The organism is Lactobacillus sp. A27 (assembly GCF_016742815.1).
Classification (GTDB): Bacteria; Bacillota; Bacilli; order Lactobacillales; family Lactobacillaceae; genus Lactobacillus; species Lactobacillus gallinarum.
The window spans coordinates 15,933-34,506 of record NZ_JAEHNT010000015.1 but is presented as its reverse complement, the minus strand read 5'-3'; the positions used below and the strand labels follow the sequence as shown (position 1 = coordinate 34,506).

Sequence of the window (18,574 nt, the reverse complement as noted above, 5' to 3'; positions counted from 1 at the left end):
CTAGTATCTAATAATCGGACCGTTAAACTTCGTATTAAGCCGTCTCAATGCATAAACCATGCTATCGACGTTATCATCGTGTGGCATGTTTGGGAAGCCTAGAATTTCTGTTATCCAGTCTTTAACTTCGGGGCGCCACTTTGGATGCGGAATAAATACTTGACCTGCTTCCCACATTGGAGAAACAGAAGCGGCACGTGCTTCCTTGCTATCTGCACCAGGTGAGACCGGCATAATGCCTGGAATCTCACGTTTTAAAGTGTCAATGATAGCCGGACCGTTTGCCTTGTCTTCCACCATTTTGACGGTTGCCTCTGGGTACATGCGTGACATGGCTCTAATAGCGTCTAGTGTCTCCGTAAAGCTTAACCGCTTATGACACCAGTTAGGACGCAAGTAGTAATTAGCACCACGACGTGACCACACTTGACCGGCTACGAAGTCATCATTAGCTTTACTCTTAAAGGTTGCATCCCATGCCTGGACGGTTTGATCTAAGTGCCGCGGAATAACAACGCAATCTTTATCAATTAAACCAAGTCTCGCCATGGTTTCGCGACTGTCAACGTAGTAATGTACCCACTCATCTTTGAAAATGTTACCGCCCTCGATAATTGGGCTTTGTTGATATAGTGCCGTAAACTTGACGGTACCCATGTCGTGCTTGTGCGTTTCTAGCTCTTTTAAGCTGTGCAGTTCCGGACATAGTGCCTCGCCATTGTGACGACCAATTGCGTCTGTCTCGCCTGCCGGAATGCCTTCTGCAATAGCTGGCAATTTGATTTCTTCCCACGGTAAGGATGATTCAGCAAGCAAGCGCCCTGCTAAGTCGTCTGTTTGCCATCTAGTCATGATTACGATAACCGAACCACCTTTTTGCAGACGTGGGTAAAACGTCAAGTTCCATTCGTCCCATATCTTGTTCTTGACGGTCATAGAATGTGCTTCTTCTGCGTTTTTAACGGGGTCGTCGATAACTAGCAAGTCGGCACTCATACCAGTAGCACCACCCAAAACAGACGTAGCATAAAAGCCACCACGGTGGTCCTTAATGTCGAATGTCTGGCTTGTGTTCTTGCCTGTCTTTAATTGAAACAAGCGACTTGACCATAAATTAAAAGCACGCCTATTGCTTGCCGCAAACTGACTATATAAGTCTTGTGAGTATGCAACAATCATGGCGTGCTTGTCTGGATGTTTCATAAGGTAATAAGAGGGAAAAGTCTTAGTAATTGTAAGACTCTTCCCGTGCTGTGGGAGGCATAGAAATTATGTAAAAATGCTGTTCTCCGTCCGCTATTTTCTGCAATTTTTGGGTAATTAACTTAGTATGCGGATACAGTTTCATGCTTGGATTAGCAAGCAAAAAATATTCAGCATAACTGCGCTTAGCTCGCGAATACTTAGCTGTATTTAATATTAATTGTTTAATATCTGTATCAATCATTGCTCTCACTTCCTTCAATACTATCAATAATCTTCTGCAAGCTCTCATCGCTTTGTTTATCCATAAACCGCATAAGCTTGCCTGTTTTGTCTTCACTTTCATTTGTTTTGGATTCTGCAAGTGTGGCTTCTGCATTAAGTTTGCGTAACTGTGCTTCCATAAGTGGATCATTCGTTGGATAGCGTTTAAGCAATTCTTTTGCTGCACTCATTCTGTCCTTCATTTCAGGTGGTGCTTCAATAGCCCCTTTATTTGTTATTACAAGGCTTTTTTCTTCACCCCTCATAACTCTACCTAGAAACTCTAAAATCTCTTTCTGCTTGGGTATTTTTGCATCCTCAAGTTCTTTCATGCGTTTGTCTATGTAATCTTGAACGGGGGGTTTTCGGAGGGTACGTTTAGCCTCTGTATTTACAGACTTGCCAGACATTCTTTTAGTCGAATATGCTGATTTATACGCTTCGGTGGCGTTGCCGGTCTCAATGTACTTGTCGGCAAACGCCTTTTGTTTTTCTGTCAGTTGTTTGCCCTTCAACCGGCTTCACCTCCTAATTTTGGGTACAAAAAAAGACGCTACCATTTCGGTAACGTCTAATTTATTATTTCAATCTAAAAGAACCTTCAATACGATTGCCATACTTTGTAATCATTTTCTTTTCCTCACTGGTAAGGCTTCCCCCTACTGTATCCTTGCTCCATTTAGTATGACCTTCGATCTTTTTCCTACGTCCGTGGGAATCCCTGACTATTGAGTAATGCGTAGGGACATGCTCACCTTTGAAAGTATGCACACTAACACCATAGCCAAAATGGGTTTTTACACCAACTGGAACGTTTTCTGGATACCCTTTGCCTAAAACCCTAATAGTTTTTCCGTCTTTTCCTGGAACTATAAATTTATCAGCAACACCGTATTTCTTATTACCAGGTATTCTAGTAACTTTCAAACCTGTAGTATCATACTCATGCTTGTTGTGATAAGCACTATTTTCATCGGCTTTCCTTTCATACGGCGCGAGTATACTTTCTATTTTTCTGTTTTGTTCAGATTCAATGTTTCCACGTTTTGAATAAAATTCTTGATGTTTATCATATTCTTCTTGTGTCAAGCCTGTATCATAAGTAAAATAGCCGTCTTTAGGAAGAGCCGCACCTCCAGAATGCTTAAAACTACTTGATCGTCCGCCCATAATAAACTCCTATCTATTCAAGATGCTTCAATCTATCAATAATTTGAAATTTTGCAAGACCTTGTTTTCTTAATTTTTCAGCTTCTCGACCATACTCGGTATGCTTTCTAATCCAGGTCTTGCCCTGGAGCATGTTTTTCCATTCCGGATGTTGAGACTTCAATTGATAATATCGTCTACCAATCGGATCTTGCATTTGTTCTTTTTTAAAATGCTCGTGCATTTGTTTCGGTGTCATTGGATGCTTACCAAACTCTTTAATAGGATTATACCCATATGAACTTACAAATCGTTCTTCAAATTCTCGATCTTTTCTAGCCTTCCAGCGGTCATAGGTTGCAGTATGTGCATTATAGTATGTCATATTGTCCAAACCTGCTCCATTTGTAGCTTTTTCAGCATTTTCTTTTTTATTAAGACCGCCACCAGATTTCTTAGCTCTGAAACTGCTTGATCTACCACCCATAACACGCCTCTTACTTCAATTCCTTTTTATGACTAATCCACCAACTAGCATCTTGATGGCTCATTAACTTCTTGCCCTCAGATCTATAAAACGCATTTATAGCCTTCTGGGTTTGTTTTCGTACACGTTGAGCTGTTGTCTTAGCCTGTTCCAACGTAATTTTGCCAGAACGCACATTTTCAACTAACTCATGCCGGCGATCATCCGTATCGCCGTGGTTTTGCCTTATTCTCGTTAAATCCTTAGCAACTGAATTATTCGTTTCATAATACCAAGGTGCAATGCCATTCTTCATAGCCTGTTCAGAAGTTTCACCGCGGTTAACTCTGATACCCTTGTAAATAGTATATTCATCAAGATTTTTCAAAGCGTCGGCATAAGGCTTTCTGATTTTCTCCGCCTGTGCTATCTGATCTTTAGAGCCGTGCAGGGTTGGCACAGAAGGCATTGCCCCTCCCGAATTCTTCCGACTCCTAAATGAACTACTGCGACCACCCATCTATGATTGCCTCCCTAATCTGTGAACCGTACGACTTAACATGAATGATGTTGCCTTTGCATTCATTCGGAATTTTGCCGTAAAAAATAATCGTTGAGGGGTTCAATGCCTGAATCATCGCATTATATCCTTCAACGAATTTGTCTAATACTCTATTGCAACCAACGCTGGAGACAGCTACGACGCTCTCACGTGGTTCTCCATCAAAGCACCAGTCAAAACTATCCGGCGTTGACCAGCTGATTGTAGGAATCACATGCACGCCCTTTTCTTGTAAATACGCGCCTATCCAGTGTTTTCTAAAATGGTTATAAATCTGTAGTGCTTTAGGAAAATCAGTGTACATGCTGAAATCTGGACTCATAACGTAATCAAATTGCCGGAACAGATCAACATACGCATCAATGTTTTTCCATTCTCGGACGAATTGGTAATCATCGATGAAATGATGAATGCCAACGCCCTTTCTTTTCTGTGTAGTCTTGCTTTTATTGAACGGTATCCACTTTACAGAATGAAAATCATATTCCGGTCTGATAATTGGAATATCGTAATCGCCGGCAACATCATAGTCAGTAAATAACCGCTTCTGCTGATTTTCCCAGTCACGGGTATATCTGTAATTACTCGTCATAGTCTTGCTACTGATAAATTATTTCCGTCAAGTGTGCTGTTACCCGGTTTCCTTCCACTTTGACGACTTCTCCCTTTTCAATAGATCCATCTACATGGTCTAATTCAATCGGATAATGGGGTCTAGCTTCTATTGTCAAGCCCTTCTTGAATTCAAATGATATATATATGTATTTATAGGTATATGTATATCTGAACCAACACACTGATCCAACGGTATTGTAAGTTCTGCTGTATCACTATCGTACGGTGCCAGCATCCACTTGCCATGACCTTCTTTGATGTATTTCATAATTGTCTCCTACTTGTAAGGAATACCAACGGCATCATTAATCGTTTTAAAGTAGGTATTGCCACTTTTATCTGTAATTGCTACAGTCCAAACGACGTTTAACTTAGCACCATAAGCATTTTCTCTTAAATCATGCTCAGTGATACGTTGATTATCAGTTTTTCCATAGCCGTAGATTACATAAAAACTAGTTTCATTTTCATTAATCGATTCAACCTGAAATGGCAACGTGTAGCCATCATTTTTAGAGATCGATACCATGCCGTGCGGTAATTGAGAGTAACTCAAATTTACTGAATCTTGTCGTACGGCGTTGTATTGTGTCTTACTTGATGTAATTGACACATCAGAATACACATTGTTAATACCCAGCTTCAAATTAGGATTATCTGATACTGGTTTAAGAGATAAGATTACCTTTTCAGTATTGGTAAACCGCCAGTTATGTACATAACGCTTTTCGATGCCATATTTAGCTATGAAACTAATCTTCTCACCATTGAAAGTTACTGAATGATTGATTTTCGTGTAGCTCATAACAGGATCTTTTACATGCTTCACGTTTTTACCCATCGTGGCATCGGTTTGACCCTTTAAAGTTTCACCAGAATCCTCACTACAGCCTGCTAATGCAAAACAAGCAGATAATAACAATGCTGACGCAATTAATTTATTCTTCATAGCAGTATTTTCTCCCATTTATCGATAAATCGCTGTGGTGTCATATGAGTTTCAGCAATGAACCATTTTTCAAGGTCAGGGCAATCATGCGTTAAGCAGTAATGTGCTCTTAGTATCTGACGCTCCAATAATGAGCCCGTGAACGGATTCTCAGCATCTCGGTATGATCTATGCTTACGTTTACAAGCCTGCCCTATAAATTTGTTTTCTTGCGTCATGGGGTGTTTTAATCCTTCCAACAGTTGTCATACTCCTCAATGTATTCCTTAGGCATCATGCCGGCTTCTTGCTTAAAAGCAATGAATCTCTTGATATTTTCAGTTTTGTCAGCATTTAATTTATCGAGCTTTTTAGCTTCTTCTAACAGTGCATGGTGTTTTCTAAGCTTGTAATACCGCTCTGGAGTCATTAATCGTCCTCCACGCTTAAATCAGCAATTCTTAAATTCAAAATGTTTAAAACTACCATCATTGCATTTCGTTGGGTTTTTAGCAGCTTAACTTGATAATCAGATATTCCAATAGGATTAATAACTTTAGTGTCAATTTTTAAGATGTTATCTTGAATGCTGTGCTTCTGATCGATTAATTTGTTGATTAGCGTAGAGTTCCTTGCCATTCTTGTATCCTCCTTGGTGAATGTTTTCTCGTACTGCTTAATATTAGGCACCTGTGCAATTGGTGCTCTCATAGGTTCATTTGGTTCATCTTCGAGTTTGGCTTCTGTTTCCTTAATATCTTCAATCGGTGGCTTGTACTTTGACTTGTGCCACTCGAATTTTTCAGCATTGTCTCGTGTAGCCTTGTCCTTGTTTTCTTTGCTGATCCATTCCGCCAGCGTCTCGGTAGGCTCGTCTAGCTTTTTGTGATACATAAAAACTCCCTGGAAACACAAAAAAGGCATCACTCTTACGAGTAATGCCTTTAATGATTATTTAGTTTTAATAAGGCGGTAGCTGGATTTGAACCAGCGATTATAGGGTTGCAACCTATTGCGTTTCCTCTTCGCTATACCGCCTGAGGTAAAAGAAATAAGTAGATAAATCTTGGAATACTTAAATATACATATCCGGGGCGTTAACCCCAAAGGTAGGAGAGAGATTCGAACTCTCGCGTCGCTCATCACGACCTATCTCGTTAGCAACGAGACCTCTTCAACCACTTGAGTATCCTACCAAGGCCTCTAACTATTGGCGTAGTTAAAAGCAATAAGTAAAAGTCTTACCACAAATTTTTACAGATCAATTATAAGTCATTTGGGTTTTAACCCAACAGGGTACATGGGAATTGAACCCATAAGAACAGTTCACCGCGTAAATGCATGTCCATTCTACTGTTCAACGGATGCATTACCGTCTCAGCTCGTCCATCTGCTGACGATACCCTTGCTTAGCGTCACATGGCTTGCTACGCCATGTCTATCTGTATTGCTACCACATGCGTAGTCGCGAGGTATACAGAAAACCCCGAATGGTGGTTGAAAGATTCGAACTTTCGAAGCCCGAAGGCGGCAGTTTTACGGACTGCTTGCTTTAACCACTTGCATAAGCCACCAGGAATGCACGCCTTGAACGTGACTAACTTAACTATTGATATAAGACTAGTTATTGCCTCATATCATCGCTTTATTTATTACAGCCGCTAGCTACGAACCGGCTACAGGCTCACTAGGACTTGAACCCAGATACTTAGATTTGGAATCTAAGCGTCTACCAATTGACTTATGAACCTACGATGACGTCGCACAGCTTGTCACACTGTACCAAGTCCATATTTCCTTCCCTCGGCATTAATCCAATGGACCAGGACAGCCGGCGTGCTTTATACTCCAACCGGTAGAGTTATTGCCTCTGTACAACAGGCAATATGGGTCCTGATGGATTCGAACCATCATCTCACGCCTTAAAAGGGCGTTGCCTTAACCAATTAGGCCAAGGACCCAAAATTCAGGTGGCTCTTAACCACTGAAACTTGTTAGATCGTCAATTATTCAGTCACGGATGTAGGCAAGTCGCAATACAGAGAGCGACTCTGTATCTCTTACCTACTTTGACACCGGCGAGGACTTATCCTCCAGCTTTCACCTAACATGCGATTGAATAACTTTCCAAACAGTTACATGTAATTATATTTCTCACAATTTAGGCTACTCGTACGGTACGTATCAGTTATAGCCGTATTTCTACGGGATCAACGTGAACCAAAGCTTTAGCGCATTTACCCCTTTGGGTCGTCCGGAATGCCTTCTGGGCTTTGCTGAGGCTGTTTCACTCCCACCAGTGCGAGCTTCGCAATTCTAGCTTCGCTGACATTGTACCTGCCTTATTGATAATCTAATGTTTTCTCAATCAACCGCGCCACCTTTTTCCTTTTCGGTAAAGGTCCACCAAAGATACTGCCCTTTGGTGCGTCTGAACCTCTGCCGGTATCCCGACAAAACGTCGCTGACAAATTAAGGTTGATCGGCGTGAAGCCTGTCACGGCCTTATACACACGCTTCTGATAGGAATAGCTGGGCTCGAACCAACAATACACAGGATCAAAACCTGATGCCTTACCAATTTGGCTATATTCCTTGATTTAATTGCTACAATGTTGCATTAGTTTCAAGTGAAGGGACATTCGCCCCTTTTCTATAAGATATTTAGTTGTGTAGCAATTAAAACGGTCCATGCCGGAATTGAACCGACGTTTCCGCATAGACAGTGCGGCGCCCTAACCTCTGGACTAATGAACCAAAACTTGCAGACAGATTCGTAAGAGATGGGATAATTCATATGGATGTCTGCAAGTATTAGCAGTGAGGGAATTGAACCCACGCACGTGACCGATTTGGTCTATAAGGCATAATATATTGTGTTCGTGAAAAGTATTTTCTTTATAACGTGCCTCAACACTACTGCTATCAATTGAATTCGAATAACCGAAATATTCGTTGTGCGGCTTTCCACACCGCAATTGATGCTGTGAGAATCGAACTCACATGCTGTCTAGATCAGTCATTTGGAAACAATGACCAGCAACGCCAGCGCATCAAAAGGATCCTTTAACACGTGATCCTAAGAGCTAGCGAGGAGTCGAACCTCGTCTGTGAGTAAGGCACTTCTCAGGACCCGGATCTAGCTCATGAAACTGCCCACAGTCCCTGGGGCAGAACTTCAAAATTTTGTTAAAGAACAGTATGCTTGCTCGCCGTTAACTCTTAAACCGGGTCGTCGCAAGCTATAACGATGTCGGGAATCGAACCCGGCTATAAGGCGCCAGCTATCGTTACTGTTGAAAAAGAAGTTTTTCCAATAATGAATTTCAAAACTTAAAAATGTACTAACTGCGTTCACTCCATCAGCTATGTCGATCGATCTATCTCAATCTTTCGACAGTACTATAATACAGCCACTTAACCCCTGCCGATGTCCGTTACATCCCCTTGTAATGTGCTCTCGGTATCCTTTTTCGGTTTTCTCAGAACATGGAGGTCTTCCAGGTACTCAATACCGTAATAAAGCTTCCACTTATCGAACCTGTCAGCAAACTCACACAATGCGCGGCGCTTTAATACATCGTAGCGGCTAGGGGAGTAGCCTAGCATTGCCTGAATATTAATGTCTGGTTTGTAATGCAAGTAGTTTTCAGACAAGATGGTTTGATATGGTGTTCTTTCCCCGTCTCTACAATTTTTGATAGTCCTGTAAATTGCCTTGCAGGCTTTCTCGGCTTCTATGATGCGATTAAAACTCTGTTCAGTATGATTTATCCCGCCGTGCGCTGAAACGCCTGATGCGTCCATTTTCGGGCTTGATAGGTGCGTATCATCGATAACAGATAGATCAGAAGCATTCAAGCCGGCAAAACTCAAATAATGCTCAAAGTTATAATCCAAGAAACGTCTCACCCGGTTTGCTGTCGCTTTTTGATCTATGTCAAGATCACTGTCTAGCAATAATTGCTCTGCTCTGTCTGTCATCTAACCACTCCTACTTTTTAAAAATCAAATTCTGAATTTGTTAGTCGCTCGATCATTTGATCTGCTAGTTTCTTCTTGCACCGTGTCTTCCAATTTTCCATGTTTATGCCTCACACAAAATCAAAAACCACTTAATAAAAAACAAAATTCCTACTCCTAATGCTGCCGCAATTAACATCCATATAGCAGCAGTGAAGAAAAAATCTACAGCCTTTTCTAATTTATCAATCATGTGTAGCCCACTTTCTTCTGGCAATGAGGTGGCGCATAGCAGCATCAAATTGCTTATTTTTCTTGGCATTTTTGCCAAAACAGGAAAGTTTTGTATTGCCTAACAGTTCCATAGAGCTATCAACATCTTTCTTCGTGCACCATACTTGGTGTTCCAAGGATTCATTAAACATACGCTGTTTAACTAGATTTTCACGCTGTTTGATCCGGCTTTCTTGCTCCAAATTTTCCAATACAGCTAATCGACCTCGCAGAACAATCAAGTTAGCATTTAAATCTGCGAGCTCCTCATATACCCTTTTATAGCTTACATAGGACGCCCAACTCCAAGCTAACAAAGCAGTACTAATGCAAATAATCGCAATTGAAGTCCCCATTAGTCACGCTCCTTTGGCATATTGCCAAATACGATGTGAACCTGGTCTGGTGAAATCTTAACTAATCGGCTTGTGTCATGCGTACCAAATGTATCTTTTATAGAAGTGCAGAGCACACCTACGGTACCGTTATCTGGACGCGATATAGCGTAATAACCGGCATTTTTAACAATTTGATAGTACTTACGAGTTATTTCATCATAAAACCAGTCACCCGCTTCAAGTTCTTCTGGTTCTGTGTAGTGTTTGTGCAAATTATCAATAATTTTTGTCATGTTTATTCCTCCAATAGTTGCCAGGTGCCCAGCCCTAGATACTTAATCTTTTGATCGCCACGCACCTGTGTAGTTTTACCGTTATCCAGCTTCACGCTGGCACCGTGTCTACCGTCCTCTAATTGCTCCACACCTAAATAATTCTTCATAAAGTGCCAATTAAACACCATTTCTAGCTCCATCGGTGTAGTGACAGCAAATAATTTCATATCGAATCGGTGTAATAAATAGCTATTCATCATCGTCACCTAGATTTTTAATTATCAATACGGCGTCTACTCTATCAACGTGATCCCAGCGCTTAGCCATATCTATTCTCAGTTCTTCAATTGAGTCATACCATTCACCTTGGATACCAGTATCTAGCACGCCCATACCATCTGCGGTTATATTGCCCGCTAACAAGTTGCTACGATCTAACATAGTAATTGCATATTTGTCATCTAATGCTTTGCTAACCAGACCATAACGTATTACAGGAGAACCAATATTCCAAAAGCGAATCACATCTCCACAATCATATTTTTTGCTATTCTTAATTTCTCTATCAATAATTTCCATGTTCTTGCCCTATTCAAAACTTACATATGTGAGGTTATAGTTATCAAAAGCTGTTTTAATCTCACTCATGAGCATCTTGCCTTCTTCACTATCCATGCCGTACTTTTCTAACATGTCTGTAATTTCAGCTCCAATCTGATGCGCTTGCACCATTCCTCGATAAATTGACATCTATGCTTCATCCTCCTTAGGTTGTCCTACCGTGCCATAATACGGAACATGTTCAACCGTCTTATACCATTTTGTTAGTACATCAACTATTTTTAGAATGCTAGGATCAGCTACCCCAGATTCCTCAAATTGTGCATCAGAAAACAAATCCCCGTCTCTCAAATCAACAGCACAGTAAAAATCTTTTTTCGTCATGCGTGGTCCATATGCACACCACTCATTGCTATAACCAGTATGATGGTAAGCAAGCATGTAGTAATGATGTTCGCCATGATAATTAGTGCACCGAAGTACATCTCCTCGCTTAACAGACATAACTTTCTCTTTATATTCTTTATCAATCGTTTTCATCTTCATGCTCCTTATTTATTTCTTTTAAAAATTCTTTTTTCGCTTCATTTGTCAAAAATTTAAGCGTTAGCATAGTAGCATTTAAGCTTAAATAAAGCTTTCTGGTATTAACTTTATGTCCTTTGTTCCAATGTTGTTGTTGTCTTTTAACATCACTTAATTCAGATTCAACAGTTTTAATTCCTTCATTAAATAATTCTTTATCAATCATTTTCATGCTCCTTCTAACAATTTTTTCATTTCTTTAGACAAGCTAGAGATCATGCCCTTGGCTAGAGTTGTCCAATCATTTTGAGCTAAGGAATAATTTATTTTGCAGTGCTTAATAACTTGAAATTTATTTTTACCATTCCACGCTATAATGCCAACTGTTGGGTGTTTCTCTATCCATGGGTCATTGCACTTTTTTATTTCTTTTGCCATTTTCAATGGGCAAACTAAATAATTCTTATTTCCTACAAACGTTTGAGCAGCCTTAGAATGTAAATCTCTCATTGAAACTTTAAGCTCTAAGCATGTATACATGCCGTCTTTTTCAATTACCGCATCAATATATTCTGCCTGCCCTACCGGTCTATATATACCGGCACCTATTGACTCTGTATGCCAGTATTCAACTTCGAGTGCGGGGTGCTTAGATTTACCTAAAGCATCAATTATTAAAGCCTTCTCCATTCTCTTAGTGAGCTGTGTTTTCATCTTCATGCTCCTCATACATTATCAAGGCACTTTTCATACCATCTTCGTAATCTTCACTGATTGAAAAGTTCTCTTGAAATTTAATGTCAATGATTTTCTTGTCTTTGATAAAGTCATTGATTTCTTTTTCAAATTCATCATGTGCATATGGTTCAGCAATATATTTAACTTTCATATTTAACACCTTCATAAATTGTCGCTTTAATTATCATTTTCATGCTCCGTTCTTAAATCTTCTTTGCTGATACCTTGGGCTTTCATAATCCTTTCAATGCAATCAATCGCATCTTGCTTAGATTCAAATTTAAGATCATTAGGTATGTTGATATTTATGAAGCCTTGTAAATAAGGTACTGAGACATGAAAGAAACTTGCTAGTTTTTGCCATGTTTCAAGTTTTGGCTCCGTTTTTCCATTTTCATAATTGCTATATGTACCACGCTTGATGCCTGTCTTTTCTTCCATATCATCAAGAGTGTAATTATGCTTTGTCCTTAATTCTTTAATTCTGTTTTTCATTTCACTTACCTCTAATCTGGGTCAAATGTCTGCAAAACATCGCCTTTAAAGTAAGGATTCATGCAATACGGGCAACATTCAATATCTTCACGTATTGCATTAGGCTCTGGAATAAAGTAACCGCCACATCTTGTACATGTATAAACCGTATAGCCCTTTAAATAGGCAACTGGCACATTGAAGTAATCAGCCAATTTTTGCCATGTTTCAAGTTTAGGATTACGTTGTCCAGTTTCATATTGGCTTATAGTCTGTTGAGTAATTTTTACTTCAACTGCTAATTGCTCTTGTTTTAATCCCGCTTTAAGTCTTAATTCCTTAATTCTATTCTTCATTTTCTTCACGCATTCTTAGCTAATGCCTTCCATTTCCGGTGTGCTTCTGCTTGCTTTCGTCTCTTGGCAAGCTCCTTCTGCCGTGCTTCCTTACGCCGTTGCTCTTCGGCTTTGATCTCATCAAATACACCTTGTACTAGGTTGTCATACCAAGCCTTTTGCTCATCAGACCAGGAATCATAGCCCTTAGCCTCTTTCTGTTGTGGTGTAGCCGGATGCTTTTCCAATTCAACAAAGCCAAGATGTACCTGCTGACACTCCTGATCCTGCTTCTTACGCCAGGAACCTGGTCCATGACGTTGATCATACTGCTGTTCTTCTTGTGCTCTTTTGGCTCGGATTTCAGCATACTTTTCCTGCCAATCTATGCCCTTTTCTACGCGTTTTCCGTTATTTGAGTATGAGTTTACCTGTAAGTTAAATGGATCGCCCTCCGGCTTTAATACACGTAATCTCCGTGTCATATAGCTGACAGGTTGCATAGCATTTTTATTAACAGCCTCATAAAAAACACGCCGGATGTCCTTATAGGACACATTAGGGTAAATGGTTCTAAGTTCTTCAATTTCAGCTTCCCCGACATAACAGCCTTGTATTTTCGCTTTAAAAAAGGCAACCATTGACTCTATGCTTGGTTTTTCTGATGCTTGCATAGCGAGCCTCCTAACTAGCATTCATAAGCGACTTAATCAGATATGCCGCCGGATCACGTATGCCGGACGTCATTGCATCAACTACTTGGTGCATTAGATCGGTAGCATTAGCCAGTGACATAGAGTGCAGCTTCTTATTGATCTGGTTATATTGTGGGTTAGTAAGTATCACGTTTGTCCGCTCAATAAACCATTCAATTAACTCACTTATTTTTTGATCTTCTTCTTCCTTGGTTTTTGCTGTTGGCTTAAATGGATCCTCTACTGAGGAGGAACTAGAAGAAGAAGATTTATTTAGTTTTTTGTTAGTTGAGTATTTAGTTATATTAGTATTTTGTAGATGCGGGTTATCCGTTAACGGTTTTTCCGTAGACGGATTTACCGTTAACGGGTTTCCCGTAGACGGGTCGGGTTTGGGTTCCGGTTTAGGCTCCTTTTCAGGTTGCGGTTGCTCATGAACAATTAAATCAGTTTGTGCGAATTTACCGTCTTTGCTACGGTTACGAACCTTAGTCACATAGCCAGCTTTTTGTAATTCAAGCAATTGGTTATGAATAGCATCACGACCGTCTTTGTTACAACGCTTTTCAAGGTCTTTTTCATAAAATTTCCAATCATCAGGAAACGAAAGCATTCTGACTAGAAGCCCTAATGCTTTGTTTGATAAATTAGCATCCTGTAAGGGCTGATTATCAATAACAGTGAAGCGCTGTTTTCTTTTCTCGCGATATATAGCCATTTTTAAGCCCCCATTTTTTCAGTTGTTTCTTCGTTTGGATCTTCTGCCGCTTCTTTAATTTTCTCAACTGCCTTCTTCTTTTCTATCTCATTTTTGATTTGAGCAGCATACTTGCTTTTACAAAATTGAGCGGTAGCTTGGCCTTCTGGCATATTAAGCTTCTTGATCATAGTGTGAAGCCAGCTTTGTGCCATTTCATCGCCTGACATAGCCAAGGTATAGATAGTCGAGAGCTTGAATTCCATTGGTTCAGAATCAGCATCTGGTCTATACATAACCGTGTACTCCTGCAATTGTTTGTCAGTAAGTTGCTTGTAATTTGGCTTAACCTTACTTTGCTGTTTCTTTTGTGTAGGTTTGCTTGTTTGAGATTGCTTTGACGGCTTCTTTGTTGTTTCTTCTTCTGTGCTTGGTAAATCTTCCCCAGCGTACACATCCAGCCCTAATCCAGCCAATGCTAGTGCTTTAACCAAGCAGCGCATCTGGGTTTTATTAATATCTTTAATGTTTGGATTCATAACAGGCTTGTTGAACCTATCCATGACATATAGCTTCTGCGTATACTCGTGCCCCTCAATAATCGCTGTGACTTCTACTTCGCATCCCACTGATGTTTTTCGATAATCTAACGTGCCAGCTTGTTGAAAGCCTGTGGGGGTTTTAACCCAGTTCTCATACTCGCGAATTTTATAATCAGCATCCGGATATATTGCTTTAACTAAGCCCCAAGCTTTTGGCCAGCTAAGGTAGTCTAAATATACAGTCTTTCCGGTCTTTTTACTTGTTCGTGGAATATGTTCAAGGAGCTTTGAGACATCAATTTGAGAAAGTGTCTCATAGATGCTTTTCTTCTTTTTCTCGGTCATTACTGTCACCTCTATAAAATCGTGGTTTTACGATTTTCTTTCAGGTGTGCACCTGGAACCTCTTCACCAGCCTTAAGCGCTTGATAAATAGCCTTCTTATCAGCTTTTTCAACGGGATCTGGCTGGGTTACCTTAATAAATTCCCTAGGAAGCTTTTCCTTGCTATCGATTACAGTGATAGGCGTGTAGTTTCTAGGTTTTAAGACGTGGTTCTTGGTCTTGATCTGCTTATATCCGGTATCATCAATAGCTTGGGTCAAGAATTCCATTAAGTTCTTGCTATGTTTCTTTAATGACTTGCTATATTGTTCCCATTCCTTAGCCTTTTCAGCGGCCCACTCACTGTCTCGATCGTTGTCTTCGATCCAGTTAGCGATATTGTCTAATTTTTCATTACGAGGAATTTCTAAGCTTTCGAGTGTGTCCTTAACTTGGGCTTCGGTAAGCTCTCCCTTGTCTACTTTTTCCTTAAGTTCTAAAATATTTTTGTTATATTCAAATACATTCATATGTTATAATCTCCTTTAGAATCTTTGTTTTGAGCCTTTTACTGTGCTAGCAGTAAAGGGCTTTTTTTGTACTTAAACCTAATAGACGCTTAACATTGGCTGAAAGTTCAGCAAAAGCGCCACTAGTAGCGTGAACAGCATTGCTATTAGCAAGGCAATTTTGTTGGTAGTCTTCAAGCTTATTGGTTTGTCCACTTGATACAGTGCGTTTATAAGTCTGTTCCATGTCTTCATTAGTCCTCCTTATTCATCATTTGGATAAATGCTTTGACAGTCTCACTTTTTTGGTTCAATGCACTTAACAGAAACGCTTGTACTTTCTTTGGATCAAGCCCATCGCTAATCAATGCATTAGATAAATTTTCAAAGCAGATTCCTATTAATCTAGCTAGAATAGCTGGACTACCTGACATGATGGAGCGTGAGTTACCTGTCTTTCTAGTCCCCTTTGGATTGCTCCAACTGATTACGAAGCTATCAACTTCACCGGCTTTTATAGCGTCTAAAAATGGTTCAATATCCTTAATAGTTGTCTTACTCATCTTTACTTACCTCTTACTTTTCTAAATAATTTAATTCCATATGCTGAAACAGTAATCATTAGTACAACTAACAGCGAAACTACCTGGTCTGGATTTTTCTCACCATATAGGCAGACCTGATACAAGATTCCGGCTGGTGTAGCTACGATTAATAAGAATTCCAATGCTTTCATGAAATAGATAACGATGTAACTAAGCACATGGTCCAGCTTGGTTTTGCCGTACTCTCTTTCGAACTCTTCTTCACTCATTTAACTCACCTTCTTTAAATAATCCTTACCGTGTTCTGCATACGCATCTAGGTCTTCACGCAAATAAAATTTAGTTAATCCATCTCCAGGTAAAGTCGGATCTAACTGGCCGGTTTTAACAAGCTTATCGATATAAGAGCCAGACACACCCAGATATTTAGCTGCGTCCTTGCGGTTAAACATTTTTTGCGTTAAGGTGTTGCCACGTTTAGCAAGTTCTTGAATGACCGCTTCGTGGACCCATTTGTTTACCATTTGCTTTAATGCTGAAACGTTGAAGAGTGTCATAGTGAATTCTCCTTCCTATTTCTTCTGCGACTTGATCAGACATTGCAATCAATCTTTGATTGCGGTCAAAGTCACGCTCATGTATGCGAGCACGTAGCAGCTTCGCTCTCAGTTCCCATAGCTCGTGAATTGACATGTCTTTAAGTTTCATAGTTGCTTCTCCTTGTTGCTTTCTGGATCATCCTCAACAGCAATGTAGCCATTTTTGATTGCAAAATCAGTTGGATTGCCTTCTTTATCAATCAGCTTACTTTTAACCATCACTTTGTAGACTTGCCGCTTGGTGGCGCTAGGGTCATATTTTTTAACTACTTGATAGCCTTGCTCCACCAATGGCGAATATTCCGTGCAAAACAGTTTATCTAACAGTTTGTCTAAGATCTTCATGATTAAACCTCCTAATCTCCTAACAGTTCTATCTGTTCTAACGTTGGGTGGATGTCATGCTCTGCTAACTTGTCGTAGATAAACTTGCGACCTTTTTGTGTCCACTTGAGATTGTTATGAATGCCTCTGCCCTTGTAATTCTTGTAAGCATATGGCTCATATTGTGTATAACCTTGACCGGCATATCTTTGGTAGAGCACCCAGTGATCGCCTTGTTTGTAAATGATGTGGTGAGCTTCGAGCCACTTGTTAAGCTTGGATGCTGACCAACCGAAATCTTTTGCAATTTCCGTGGTTGTCATTAATCCAGGATTTCTCATTTGAGAATCGTAGTAATCAACCTTTGGCTTTTGCCTTGCTAATTGATCCGCTTCATCTGCTGCCAGTCGTAAAGCCTCGCCCATTGTTCTTGGAATGGGAAAACTCTTTAATGCTTGCTCAACCGGATTACTGATCTGTTCCTTCATTGAGTTAAATAGGCTCACATATTGGGCTGTAAACTGATTGCCTTTCTTGCCCGTTAACTTATTAGCTACGAACTCGCAACCTAAACGAGGTAGTAGGTAGCAAGGACGAACTTGATTGTTTTTGTCCGTGTAAGTTGACGGAATAAAGAAATCTGCCGGATTCAAATTTGAATTGGGCTTAATATCCCTGATATAGCAATGAATATCTCGCATAAGATTTGAATGCTGCTTTCCAATCATCTTTGCAACATCTCTGCTGTCTAAAACAGATTGACCTTCAAAATTTAATAGTTCCATTTGCTTTCTCTCTTTCTTACTTAGTGAACTCAAAGTCATTAATCTTTTGTAATGTCTTTTTTAAGTCCATTGTTTGGATTAATGCATCTGAGATTAGACTTTGTAAGTCATCTAATTCACTAATGCTTTTGACTAACTTTTTACTCACAAAGATGCATCCTTTCTTTTCAACTACACGTATCAACTAGTTTTAGAGTAAAAAATAAGTTGATCTAATGGTATTTCGACCATTTTAGCGAATCGTTTTGCCATACCGATTCTCATTTCCACATCGCCCCATTCGTAGCCTTGATAGGTTGCTAAGGCTATTCCCAGTTGCTTAGCCGCTTCACGTTGAGTTAAATTTCGATACTCACGTGCTTGCTTAACTGTGAATTTCATATCTTTACCTCCTTTCGATTACACATAAAGTATAGTACACGATTCGTACTTATGCAACACTTTTTAACTATTTTTATAGTTTTTTTGTGTAAATGTTCTATACTCAAAGTATAGAAATCTAGTTGATACGCGTAAGGAGGTAATCCTATGAATCTAGCTGAGCGTATTAAAAACGCACGAACTAATAAACACTATACTCAAAAAGAATTAGCAGAACTTCTAAATGTTAAATCAACAACTGTATCCGGCTGGGAATTAGGGAGAAATGAGCCATCAATCGAGACACTAAAAACCTTAGCTCAAAAGCTTAATGTTAGTTTTGACTATTTAGCGGGTGTCAATGGTCAAGCCCCAAATTCTGATACAGCTCTTACATGGTCAGATCTGGACATGCCGATGCCCTACGGTGGCAAATTACCTGACGAATTAAAAAGCACTTATGCAGATATAGCTAAAGGCTATTTCAAACGTCATCCTGAAATGCTAAATGATAAAGAGTAGATC

Annotated in this window: 34 protein-coding genes, 7 tRNA genes and 1 pseudogene; 1 reads left to right on the top strand and 41 read right to left on the bottom strand. The window is 39.9% G+C overall.

Annotated elements, in window-relative coordinates; all coding sequences use genetic code 11:
* The 41 genes and pseudogenes from terL to JEM49_RS02720 form a co-directional block, all read right to left on the bottom strand.
* Positions 1-1,447 (bottom strand): annotated as a pseudogene (gene terL / locus JEM49_RS02910) (phage terminase large subunit).
* Positions 1,440-1,982, bottom strand: coding sequence for a terminase small subunit (locus JEM49_RS02905; protein ID WP_201873579.1), 543 nt, complete (start codon positions 1,980-1,982; stop codon positions 1,440-1,442). Before JEM49_RS02905 ends, terL begins: the two are co-directional and overlap by 8 nt.
* Positions 1,983-2,046: 64 nt before the next feature.
* Positions 2,047-2,637, bottom strand: a complete 591-nt coding sequence (locus tag JEM49_RS02900) for a hypothetical protein (RefSeq protein ID WP_201873578.1) — start codon at positions 2,635-2,637, stop codon at positions 2,047-2,049.
* 13 nt (positions 2,638-2,650) lie between these two features.
* Positions 2,651-3,103 carry a hypothetical protein gene (locus JEM49_RS02895; protein WP_201873577.1) on the bottom strand — a complete coding sequence of 151 codons (453 nt, stop codon included), beginning with the start codon at positions 3,101-3,103 and terminating at the stop codon, positions 2,651-2,653.
* Positions 3,104-3,113: 10 nt separating this feature from the next.
* The gene (locus JEM49_RS02890; protein ID WP_201873575.1) at positions 3,114-3,551 is read right to left on the bottom strand and encodes a hypothetical protein; all 438 of its coding nucleotides are present in this window, start codon (positions 3,549-3,551) and stop codon (positions 3,114-3,116) included.
* Between the two features lie 34 nt (positions 3,552-3,585).
* The gene (locus JEM49_RS02885) at positions 3,586-4,236 is read right to left on the bottom strand and encodes a DUF4417 domain-containing protein (RefSeq protein WP_201873573.1); all 651 of its coding nucleotides are present in this window, start codon (positions 4,234-4,236) and stop codon (positions 3,586-3,588) included.
* Between the two features lie 300 nt (positions 4,237-4,536).
* A complete protein-coding gene (locus tag JEM49_RS02880) occupies positions 4,537-5,208 on the bottom strand; it encodes a hypothetical protein (RefSeq protein WP_201873571.1) in 672 nt (223 codons plus the stop codon).
* Between the two features lie 226 nt (positions 5,209-5,434).
* Positions 5,435-5,617, bottom strand: a complete 183-nt coding sequence (locus tag JEM49_RS02875; RefSeq protein WP_201873569.1) for a hypothetical protein — start codon at positions 5,615-5,617, stop codon at positions 5,435-5,437.
* Positions 5,617-6,081 (bottom strand): hypothetical protein, encoded by a 465-nt coding sequence (locus JEM49_RS02870; protein ID WP_201873567.1) that lies wholly within the window; start codon positions 6,079-6,081, stop codon positions 5,617-5,619. The genes JEM49_RS02875 and JEM49_RS02870 overlap by 1 nt, the downstream gene beginning before the upstream one ends.
* Positions 6,082-6,154: 73 nt before the next feature.
* A tRNA-Cys gene (locus tag JEM49_RS02865) sits at positions 6,155-6,225 on the bottom strand.
* Positions 6,226-6,294: 69 nt separating this feature from the next.
* Positions 6,295-6,383 (bottom strand) — tRNA-Ser (locus tag JEM49_RS02860).
* Positions 6,384-6,678: 295 nt separating this feature from the next.
* A tRNA-Tyr gene (locus JEM49_RS02855) sits at positions 6,679-6,761 on the bottom strand.
* A 105-nt stretch (positions 6,762-6,866) separates the two neighbouring features.
* A tRNA-Trp gene (locus JEM49_RS02850) sits at positions 6,867-6,938 on the bottom strand.
* 136 nt (positions 6,939-7,074) lie between these two features.
* Positions 7,075-7,148 (bottom strand) — tRNA-Lys (locus JEM49_RS02845).
* 562 nt (positions 7,149-7,710) lie between these two features.
* Positions 7,711-7,783, bottom strand: a tRNA-Gln gene (locus tag JEM49_RS02840).
* An 89-nt stretch (positions 7,784-7,872) separates the two neighbouring features.
* Positions 7,873-7,944: transfer RNA gene (locus JEM49_RS02835), tRNA-Asp, on the bottom strand.
* Between the two features lie 660 nt (positions 7,945-8,604).
* A complete protein-coding gene (locus tag JEM49_RS02830) occupies positions 8,605-9,171 on the bottom strand; it encodes an ArpU family phage packaging/lysis transcriptional regulator (protein WP_201873566.1) in 567 nt (188 codons plus the stop codon).
* Positions 9,172-9,274: 103 nt separating this feature from the next.
* Positions 9,275-9,403: a hypothetical protein gene (locus JEM49_RS10660; RefSeq protein ID WP_274609061.1), complete on the bottom strand. Its 129-nt coding sequence runs from the start codon at positions 9,401-9,403 to the stop codon at positions 9,275-9,277.
* Positions 9,396-9,779 (bottom strand): hypothetical protein, encoded by a 384-nt coding sequence (locus JEM49_RS02825; protein ID WP_201873563.1) that lies wholly within the window; start codon positions 9,777-9,779, stop codon positions 9,396-9,398. The genes JEM49_RS10660 and JEM49_RS02825 overlap by 8 nt, the downstream gene beginning before the upstream one ends.
* Positions 9,779-10,054 (bottom strand): hypothetical protein, encoded by a 276-nt coding sequence (locus JEM49_RS02820; protein WP_201873561.1) that lies wholly within the window; start codon positions 10,052-10,054, stop codon positions 9,779-9,781. Before JEM49_RS02820 ends, JEM49_RS02825 begins: the two co-directional genes overlap by 1 nt.
* 2 nt (positions 10,055-10,056) lie before the next feature.
* Positions 10,057-10,293 (bottom strand): hypothetical protein, encoded by a 237-nt coding sequence (locus JEM49_RS02815; protein WP_201873560.1) that lies wholly within the window; start codon positions 10,291-10,293, stop codon positions 10,057-10,059.
* Complete coding sequence (locus JEM49_RS02810) at positions 10,286-10,615, bottom strand: hypothetical protein (RefSeq protein WP_201873559.1); 330 nt, start codon at positions 10,613-10,615, stop codon at positions 10,286-10,288. Before JEM49_RS02810 ends, JEM49_RS02815 begins: the two co-directional genes overlap by 8 nt.
* A 9-nt stretch (positions 10,616-10,624) precedes the next feature.
* On the bottom strand, positions 10,625-10,786 hold the full coding sequence (locus tag JEM49_RS02805) for a hypothetical protein (protein ID WP_201873558.1): 162 nt from the start codon (positions 10,784-10,786) through the stop codon (positions 10,625-10,627).
* Positions 10,787-11,137: a hypothetical protein gene (locus tag JEM49_RS02800; protein WP_201873557.1), complete on the bottom strand. Its 351-nt coding sequence runs from the start codon at positions 11,135-11,137 to the stop codon at positions 10,787-10,789.
* A complete protein-coding gene (locus tag JEM49_RS02795; RefSeq protein WP_201873556.1) occupies positions 11,124-11,348 on the bottom strand; it encodes a hypothetical protein in 225 nt (74 codons plus the stop codon). The genes JEM49_RS02800 and JEM49_RS02795 overlap by 14 nt, the downstream gene beginning before the upstream one ends.
* Positions 11,349-11,350: 2 nt before the next feature.
* The gene (locus JEM49_RS02790) at positions 11,351-11,836 is read right to left on the bottom strand and encodes a hypothetical protein (RefSeq protein WP_201873555.1); all 486 of its coding nucleotides are present in this window, start codon (positions 11,834-11,836) and stop codon (positions 11,351-11,353) included.
* The gene (locus JEM49_RS02785; RefSeq protein ID WP_201873553.1) at positions 11,817-12,011 is read right to left on the bottom strand and encodes a sporulation protein Cse60; all 195 of its coding nucleotides are present in this window, start codon (positions 12,009-12,011) and stop codon (positions 11,817-11,819) included. The genes JEM49_RS02790 and JEM49_RS02785 overlap by 20 nt, the downstream gene beginning before the upstream one ends.
* Positions 12,012-12,037: 26 nt before the next feature.
* Positions 12,038-12,355: a helix-turn-helix domain-containing protein gene (locus JEM49_RS02780; RefSeq protein WP_201873551.1), complete on the bottom strand. Its 318-nt coding sequence runs from the start codon at positions 12,353-12,355 to the stop codon at positions 12,038-12,040.
* 11 nt (positions 12,356-12,366) lie between these two features.
* A complete protein-coding gene (locus JEM49_RS02775; RefSeq protein ID WP_201873549.1) occupies positions 12,367-12,690 on the bottom strand; it encodes a helix-turn-helix transcriptional regulator in 324 nt (107 codons plus the stop codon).
* A 5-nt stretch (positions 12,691-12,695) separates the two neighbouring features.
* Positions 12,696-13,310: a hypothetical protein gene (locus JEM49_RS02770; RefSeq protein ID WP_201873547.1), complete on the bottom strand. Its 615-nt coding sequence runs from the start codon at positions 13,308-13,310 to the stop codon at positions 12,696-12,698.
* A gap of 43 nt (positions 13,311-13,353) precedes the next feature.
* Positions 13,354-14,082 (bottom strand): hypothetical protein, encoded by a 729-nt coding sequence (locus JEM49_RS02765; protein WP_201873542.1) that lies wholly within the window; start codon positions 14,080-14,082, stop codon positions 13,354-13,356.
* Between the two features lie 2 nt (positions 14,083-14,084).
* Positions 14,085-14,948, bottom strand: a complete 864-nt coding sequence (locus JEM49_RS02760) for a Sak single strand annealing protein (RefSeq protein WP_201873541.1) — start codon at positions 14,946-14,948, stop codon at positions 14,085-14,087.
* An 11-nt stretch (positions 14,949-14,959) separates the two neighbouring features.
* The gene (locus JEM49_RS02755) at positions 14,960-15,457 is read right to left on the bottom strand and encodes a siphovirus Gp157 family protein (protein WP_201873540.1); all 498 of its coding nucleotides are present in this window, start codon (positions 15,455-15,457) and stop codon (positions 14,960-14,962) included.
* Positions 15,458-15,503: 46 nt separating this feature from the next.
* Positions 15,504-15,683, bottom strand: a complete 180-nt coding sequence (locus JEM49_RS02750; protein WP_201873539.1) for a hypothetical protein — start codon at positions 15,681-15,683, stop codon at positions 15,504-15,506.
* A 7-nt stretch (positions 15,684-15,690) separates the two neighbouring features.
* Entirely contained in the window at positions 15,691-15,999 is a 309-nt protein-coding gene (locus JEM49_RS02745) for a hypothetical protein (RefSeq protein ID WP_201873537.1), read from the bottom strand.
* A gap of 2 nt (positions 16,000-16,001) precedes the next feature.
* Positions 16,002-16,250, bottom strand: a complete 249-nt coding sequence (locus JEM49_RS02740) for a hypothetical protein (protein WP_201873531.1) — start codon at positions 16,248-16,250, stop codon at positions 16,002-16,004.
* The gene (locus JEM49_RS02735; protein ID WP_201873530.1) at positions 16,251-16,538 is read right to left on the bottom strand and encodes a helix-turn-helix domain-containing protein; all 288 of its coding nucleotides are present in this window, start codon (positions 16,536-16,538) and stop codon (positions 16,251-16,253) included.
* A 147-nt stretch (positions 16,539-16,685) separates the two neighbouring features.
* Positions 16,686-16,925, bottom strand: a complete 240-nt coding sequence (locus tag JEM49_RS02730) for a hypothetical protein (protein WP_201873529.1) — start codon at positions 16,923-16,925, stop codon at positions 16,686-16,688.
* Between the two features lie 11 nt (positions 16,926-16,936).
* Complete coding sequence (locus tag JEM49_RS02725; protein WP_201873528.1) at positions 16,937-17,689, bottom strand: Rha family transcriptional regulator; 753 nt, start codon at positions 17,687-17,689, stop codon at positions 16,937-16,939.
* Positions 17,690-17,705: 16 nt separating this feature from the next.
* Positions 17,706-17,837 (bottom strand): hypothetical protein, encoded by a 132-nt coding sequence (locus JEM49_RS10655; protein WP_274609060.1) that lies wholly within the window; start codon positions 17,835-17,837, stop codon positions 17,706-17,708.
* A 32-nt stretch (positions 17,838-17,869) separates the two neighbouring features.
* The gene (locus JEM49_RS02720) at positions 17,870-18,070 is read right to left on the bottom strand and encodes a helix-turn-helix transcriptional regulator (RefSeq protein WP_103662633.1); all 201 of its coding nucleotides are present in this window, start codon (positions 18,068-18,070) and stop codon (positions 17,870-17,872) included.
* Between the two features lie 147 nt (positions 18,071-18,217).
* On the opposite strand from JEM49_RS02720, the gene JEM49_RS02715 reads away from it, so the two are divergent.
* Positions 18,218-18,571 carry a helix-turn-helix domain-containing protein gene (locus JEM49_RS02715; protein ID WP_201873526.1) on the top strand — a complete coding sequence of 118 codons (354 nt, stop codon included), beginning with the start codon at positions 18,218-18,220 and terminating at the stop codon, positions 18,569-18,571.
* Positions 18,572-18,574 lie beyond the last annotated feature (3 nt).

Coding starts and splice junctions, on each gene's coding strand:
- JEM49_RS02900 (WP_201873578.1), bottom strand. CDS start 2,637: ATGGGCGGACGATCAAGTAGTTTTAAGCATTCTGGAGGTGCGGCTCTT.
- JEM49_RS02895 (WP_201873577.1), bottom strand. CDS start 3,103: ATGGGTGGTAGATCAAGCAGTTTCAGAGCTAAGAAATCTGGTGGCGGT.
- JEM49_RS02890 (WP_201873575.1), bottom strand. CDS start 3,551: ATGCCTTCTGTGCCAACCCTGCACGGCTCTAAAGATCAGATAGCACAG.
- JEM49_RS02885 (WP_201873573.1), bottom strand. CDS start 4,236: ATGACGAGTAATTACAGATATACCCGTGACTGGGAAAATCAGCAGAAG.
- JEM49_RS02880 (WP_201873571.1), bottom strand. CDS start 5,208: ATGAAGAATAAATTAATTGCGTCAGCATTGTTATTATCTGCTTGTTTT.
- JEM49_RS02875 (WP_201873569.1), bottom strand. CDS start 5,617: ATGACTCCAGAGCGGTATTACAAGCTTAGAAAACACCATGCACTGTTA.
- JEM49_RS02870 (WP_201873567.1), bottom strand. CDS start 6,081: ATGTATCACAAAAAGCTAGACGAGCCTACCGAGACGCTGGCGGAATGG.
- JEM49_RS02830 (WP_201873566.1), bottom strand. CDS start 9,171: ATGACAGACAGAGCAGAGCAATTATTGCTAGACAGTGATCTTGACATA.
- JEM49_RS10660 (WP_274609061.1), bottom strand. CDS start 9,403: ATGATTGATAAATTAGAAAAGGCTGTAGATTTTTTCTTCACTGCTGCT.
- JEM49_RS02825 (WP_201873563.1), bottom strand. CDS start 9,779: ATGGGGACTTCAATTGCGATTATTTGCATTAGTACTGCTTTGTTAGCT.
- JEM49_RS02820 (WP_201873561.1), bottom strand. CDS start 10,054: ATGACAAAAATTATTGATAATTTGCACAAACACTACACAGAACCAGAA.
- JEM49_RS02815 (WP_201873560.1), bottom strand. CDS start 10,293: ATGAATAGCTATTTATTACACCGATTCGATATGAAATTATTTGCTGTC.
- JEM49_RS02810 (WP_201873559.1), bottom strand. CDS start 10,615: ATGGAAATTATTGATAGAGAAATTAAGAATAGCAAAAAATATGATTGT.
- JEM49_RS02805 (WP_201873558.1), bottom strand. CDS start 10,786: ATGTCAATTTATCGAGGAATGGTGCAAGCGCATCAGATTGGAGCTGAA.
- JEM49_RS02800 (WP_201873557.1), bottom strand. CDS start 11,137: ATGAAAACGATTGATAAAGAATATAAAGAGAAAGTTATGTCTGTTAAG.
- JEM49_RS02795 (WP_201873556.1), bottom strand. CDS start 11,348: ATGATTGATAAAGAATTATTTAATGAAGGAATTAAAACTGTTGAATCT.
- JEM49_RS02790 (WP_201873555.1), bottom strand. CDS start 11,836: ATGAAAACACAGCTCACTAAGAGAATGGAGAAGGCTTTAATAATTGAT.
- JEM49_RS02785 (WP_201873553.1), bottom strand. CDS start 12,011: ATGAAAGTTAAATATATTGCTGAACCATATGCACATGATGAATTTGAA.
- JEM49_RS02780 (WP_201873551.1), bottom strand. CDS start 12,355: ATGAAAAACAGAATTAAAGAATTAAGGACAAAGCATAATTACACTCTT.
- JEM49_RS02775 (WP_201873549.1), bottom strand. CDS start 12,690: ATGAAGAATAGAATTAAGGAATTAAGACTTAAAGCGGGATTAAAACAA.
- JEM49_RS02770 (WP_201873547.1), bottom strand. CDS start 13,310: ATGGTTGCCTTTTTTAAAGCGAAAATACAAGGCTGTTATGTCGGGGAA.
- JEM49_RS02765 (WP_201873542.1), bottom strand. CDS start 14,082: ATGGCTATATATCGCGAGAAAAGAAAACAGCGCTTCACTGTTATTGAT.
- JEM49_RS02760 (WP_201873541.1), bottom strand. CDS start 14,948: ATGACCGAGAAAAAGAAGAAAAGCATCTATGAGACACTTTCTCAAATT.
- JEM49_RS02755 (WP_201873540.1), bottom strand. CDS start 15,457: ATGAATGTATTTGAATATAACAAAAATATTTTAGAACTTAAGGAAAAA.
- JEM49_RS02750 (WP_201873539.1), bottom strand. CDS start 15,683: ATGGAACAGACTTATAAACGCACTGTATCAAGTGGACAAACCAATAAG.
- JEM49_RS02745 (WP_201873537.1), bottom strand. CDS start 15,999: ATGAGTAAGACAACTATTAAGGATATTGAACCATTTTTAGACGCTATA.
- JEM49_RS02740 (WP_201873531.1), bottom strand. CDS start 16,250: ATGAGTGAAGAAGAGTTCGAAAGAGAGTACGGCAAAACCAAGCTGGAC.
- JEM49_RS02735 (WP_201873530.1), bottom strand. CDS start 16,538: ATGACACTCTTCAACGTTTCAGCATTAAAGCAAATGGTAAACAAATGG.
- JEM49_RS02730 (WP_201873529.1), bottom strand. CDS start 16,925: ATGAAGATCTTAGACAAACTGTTAGATAAACTGTTTTGCACGGAATAT.
- JEM49_RS02725 (WP_201873528.1), bottom strand. CDS start 17,689: ATGGAACTATTAAATTTTGAAGGTCAATCTGTTTTAGACAGCAGAGAT.
- JEM49_RS02720 (WP_103662633.1), bottom strand. CDS start 18,070: ATGAAATTCACAGTTAAGCAAGCACGTGAGTATCGAAATTTAACTCAA.
- JEM49_RS02715 (WP_201873526.1), top strand. CDS start 18,218: ATGAATCTAGCTGAGCGTATTAAAAACGCACGAACTAATAAACACTAT.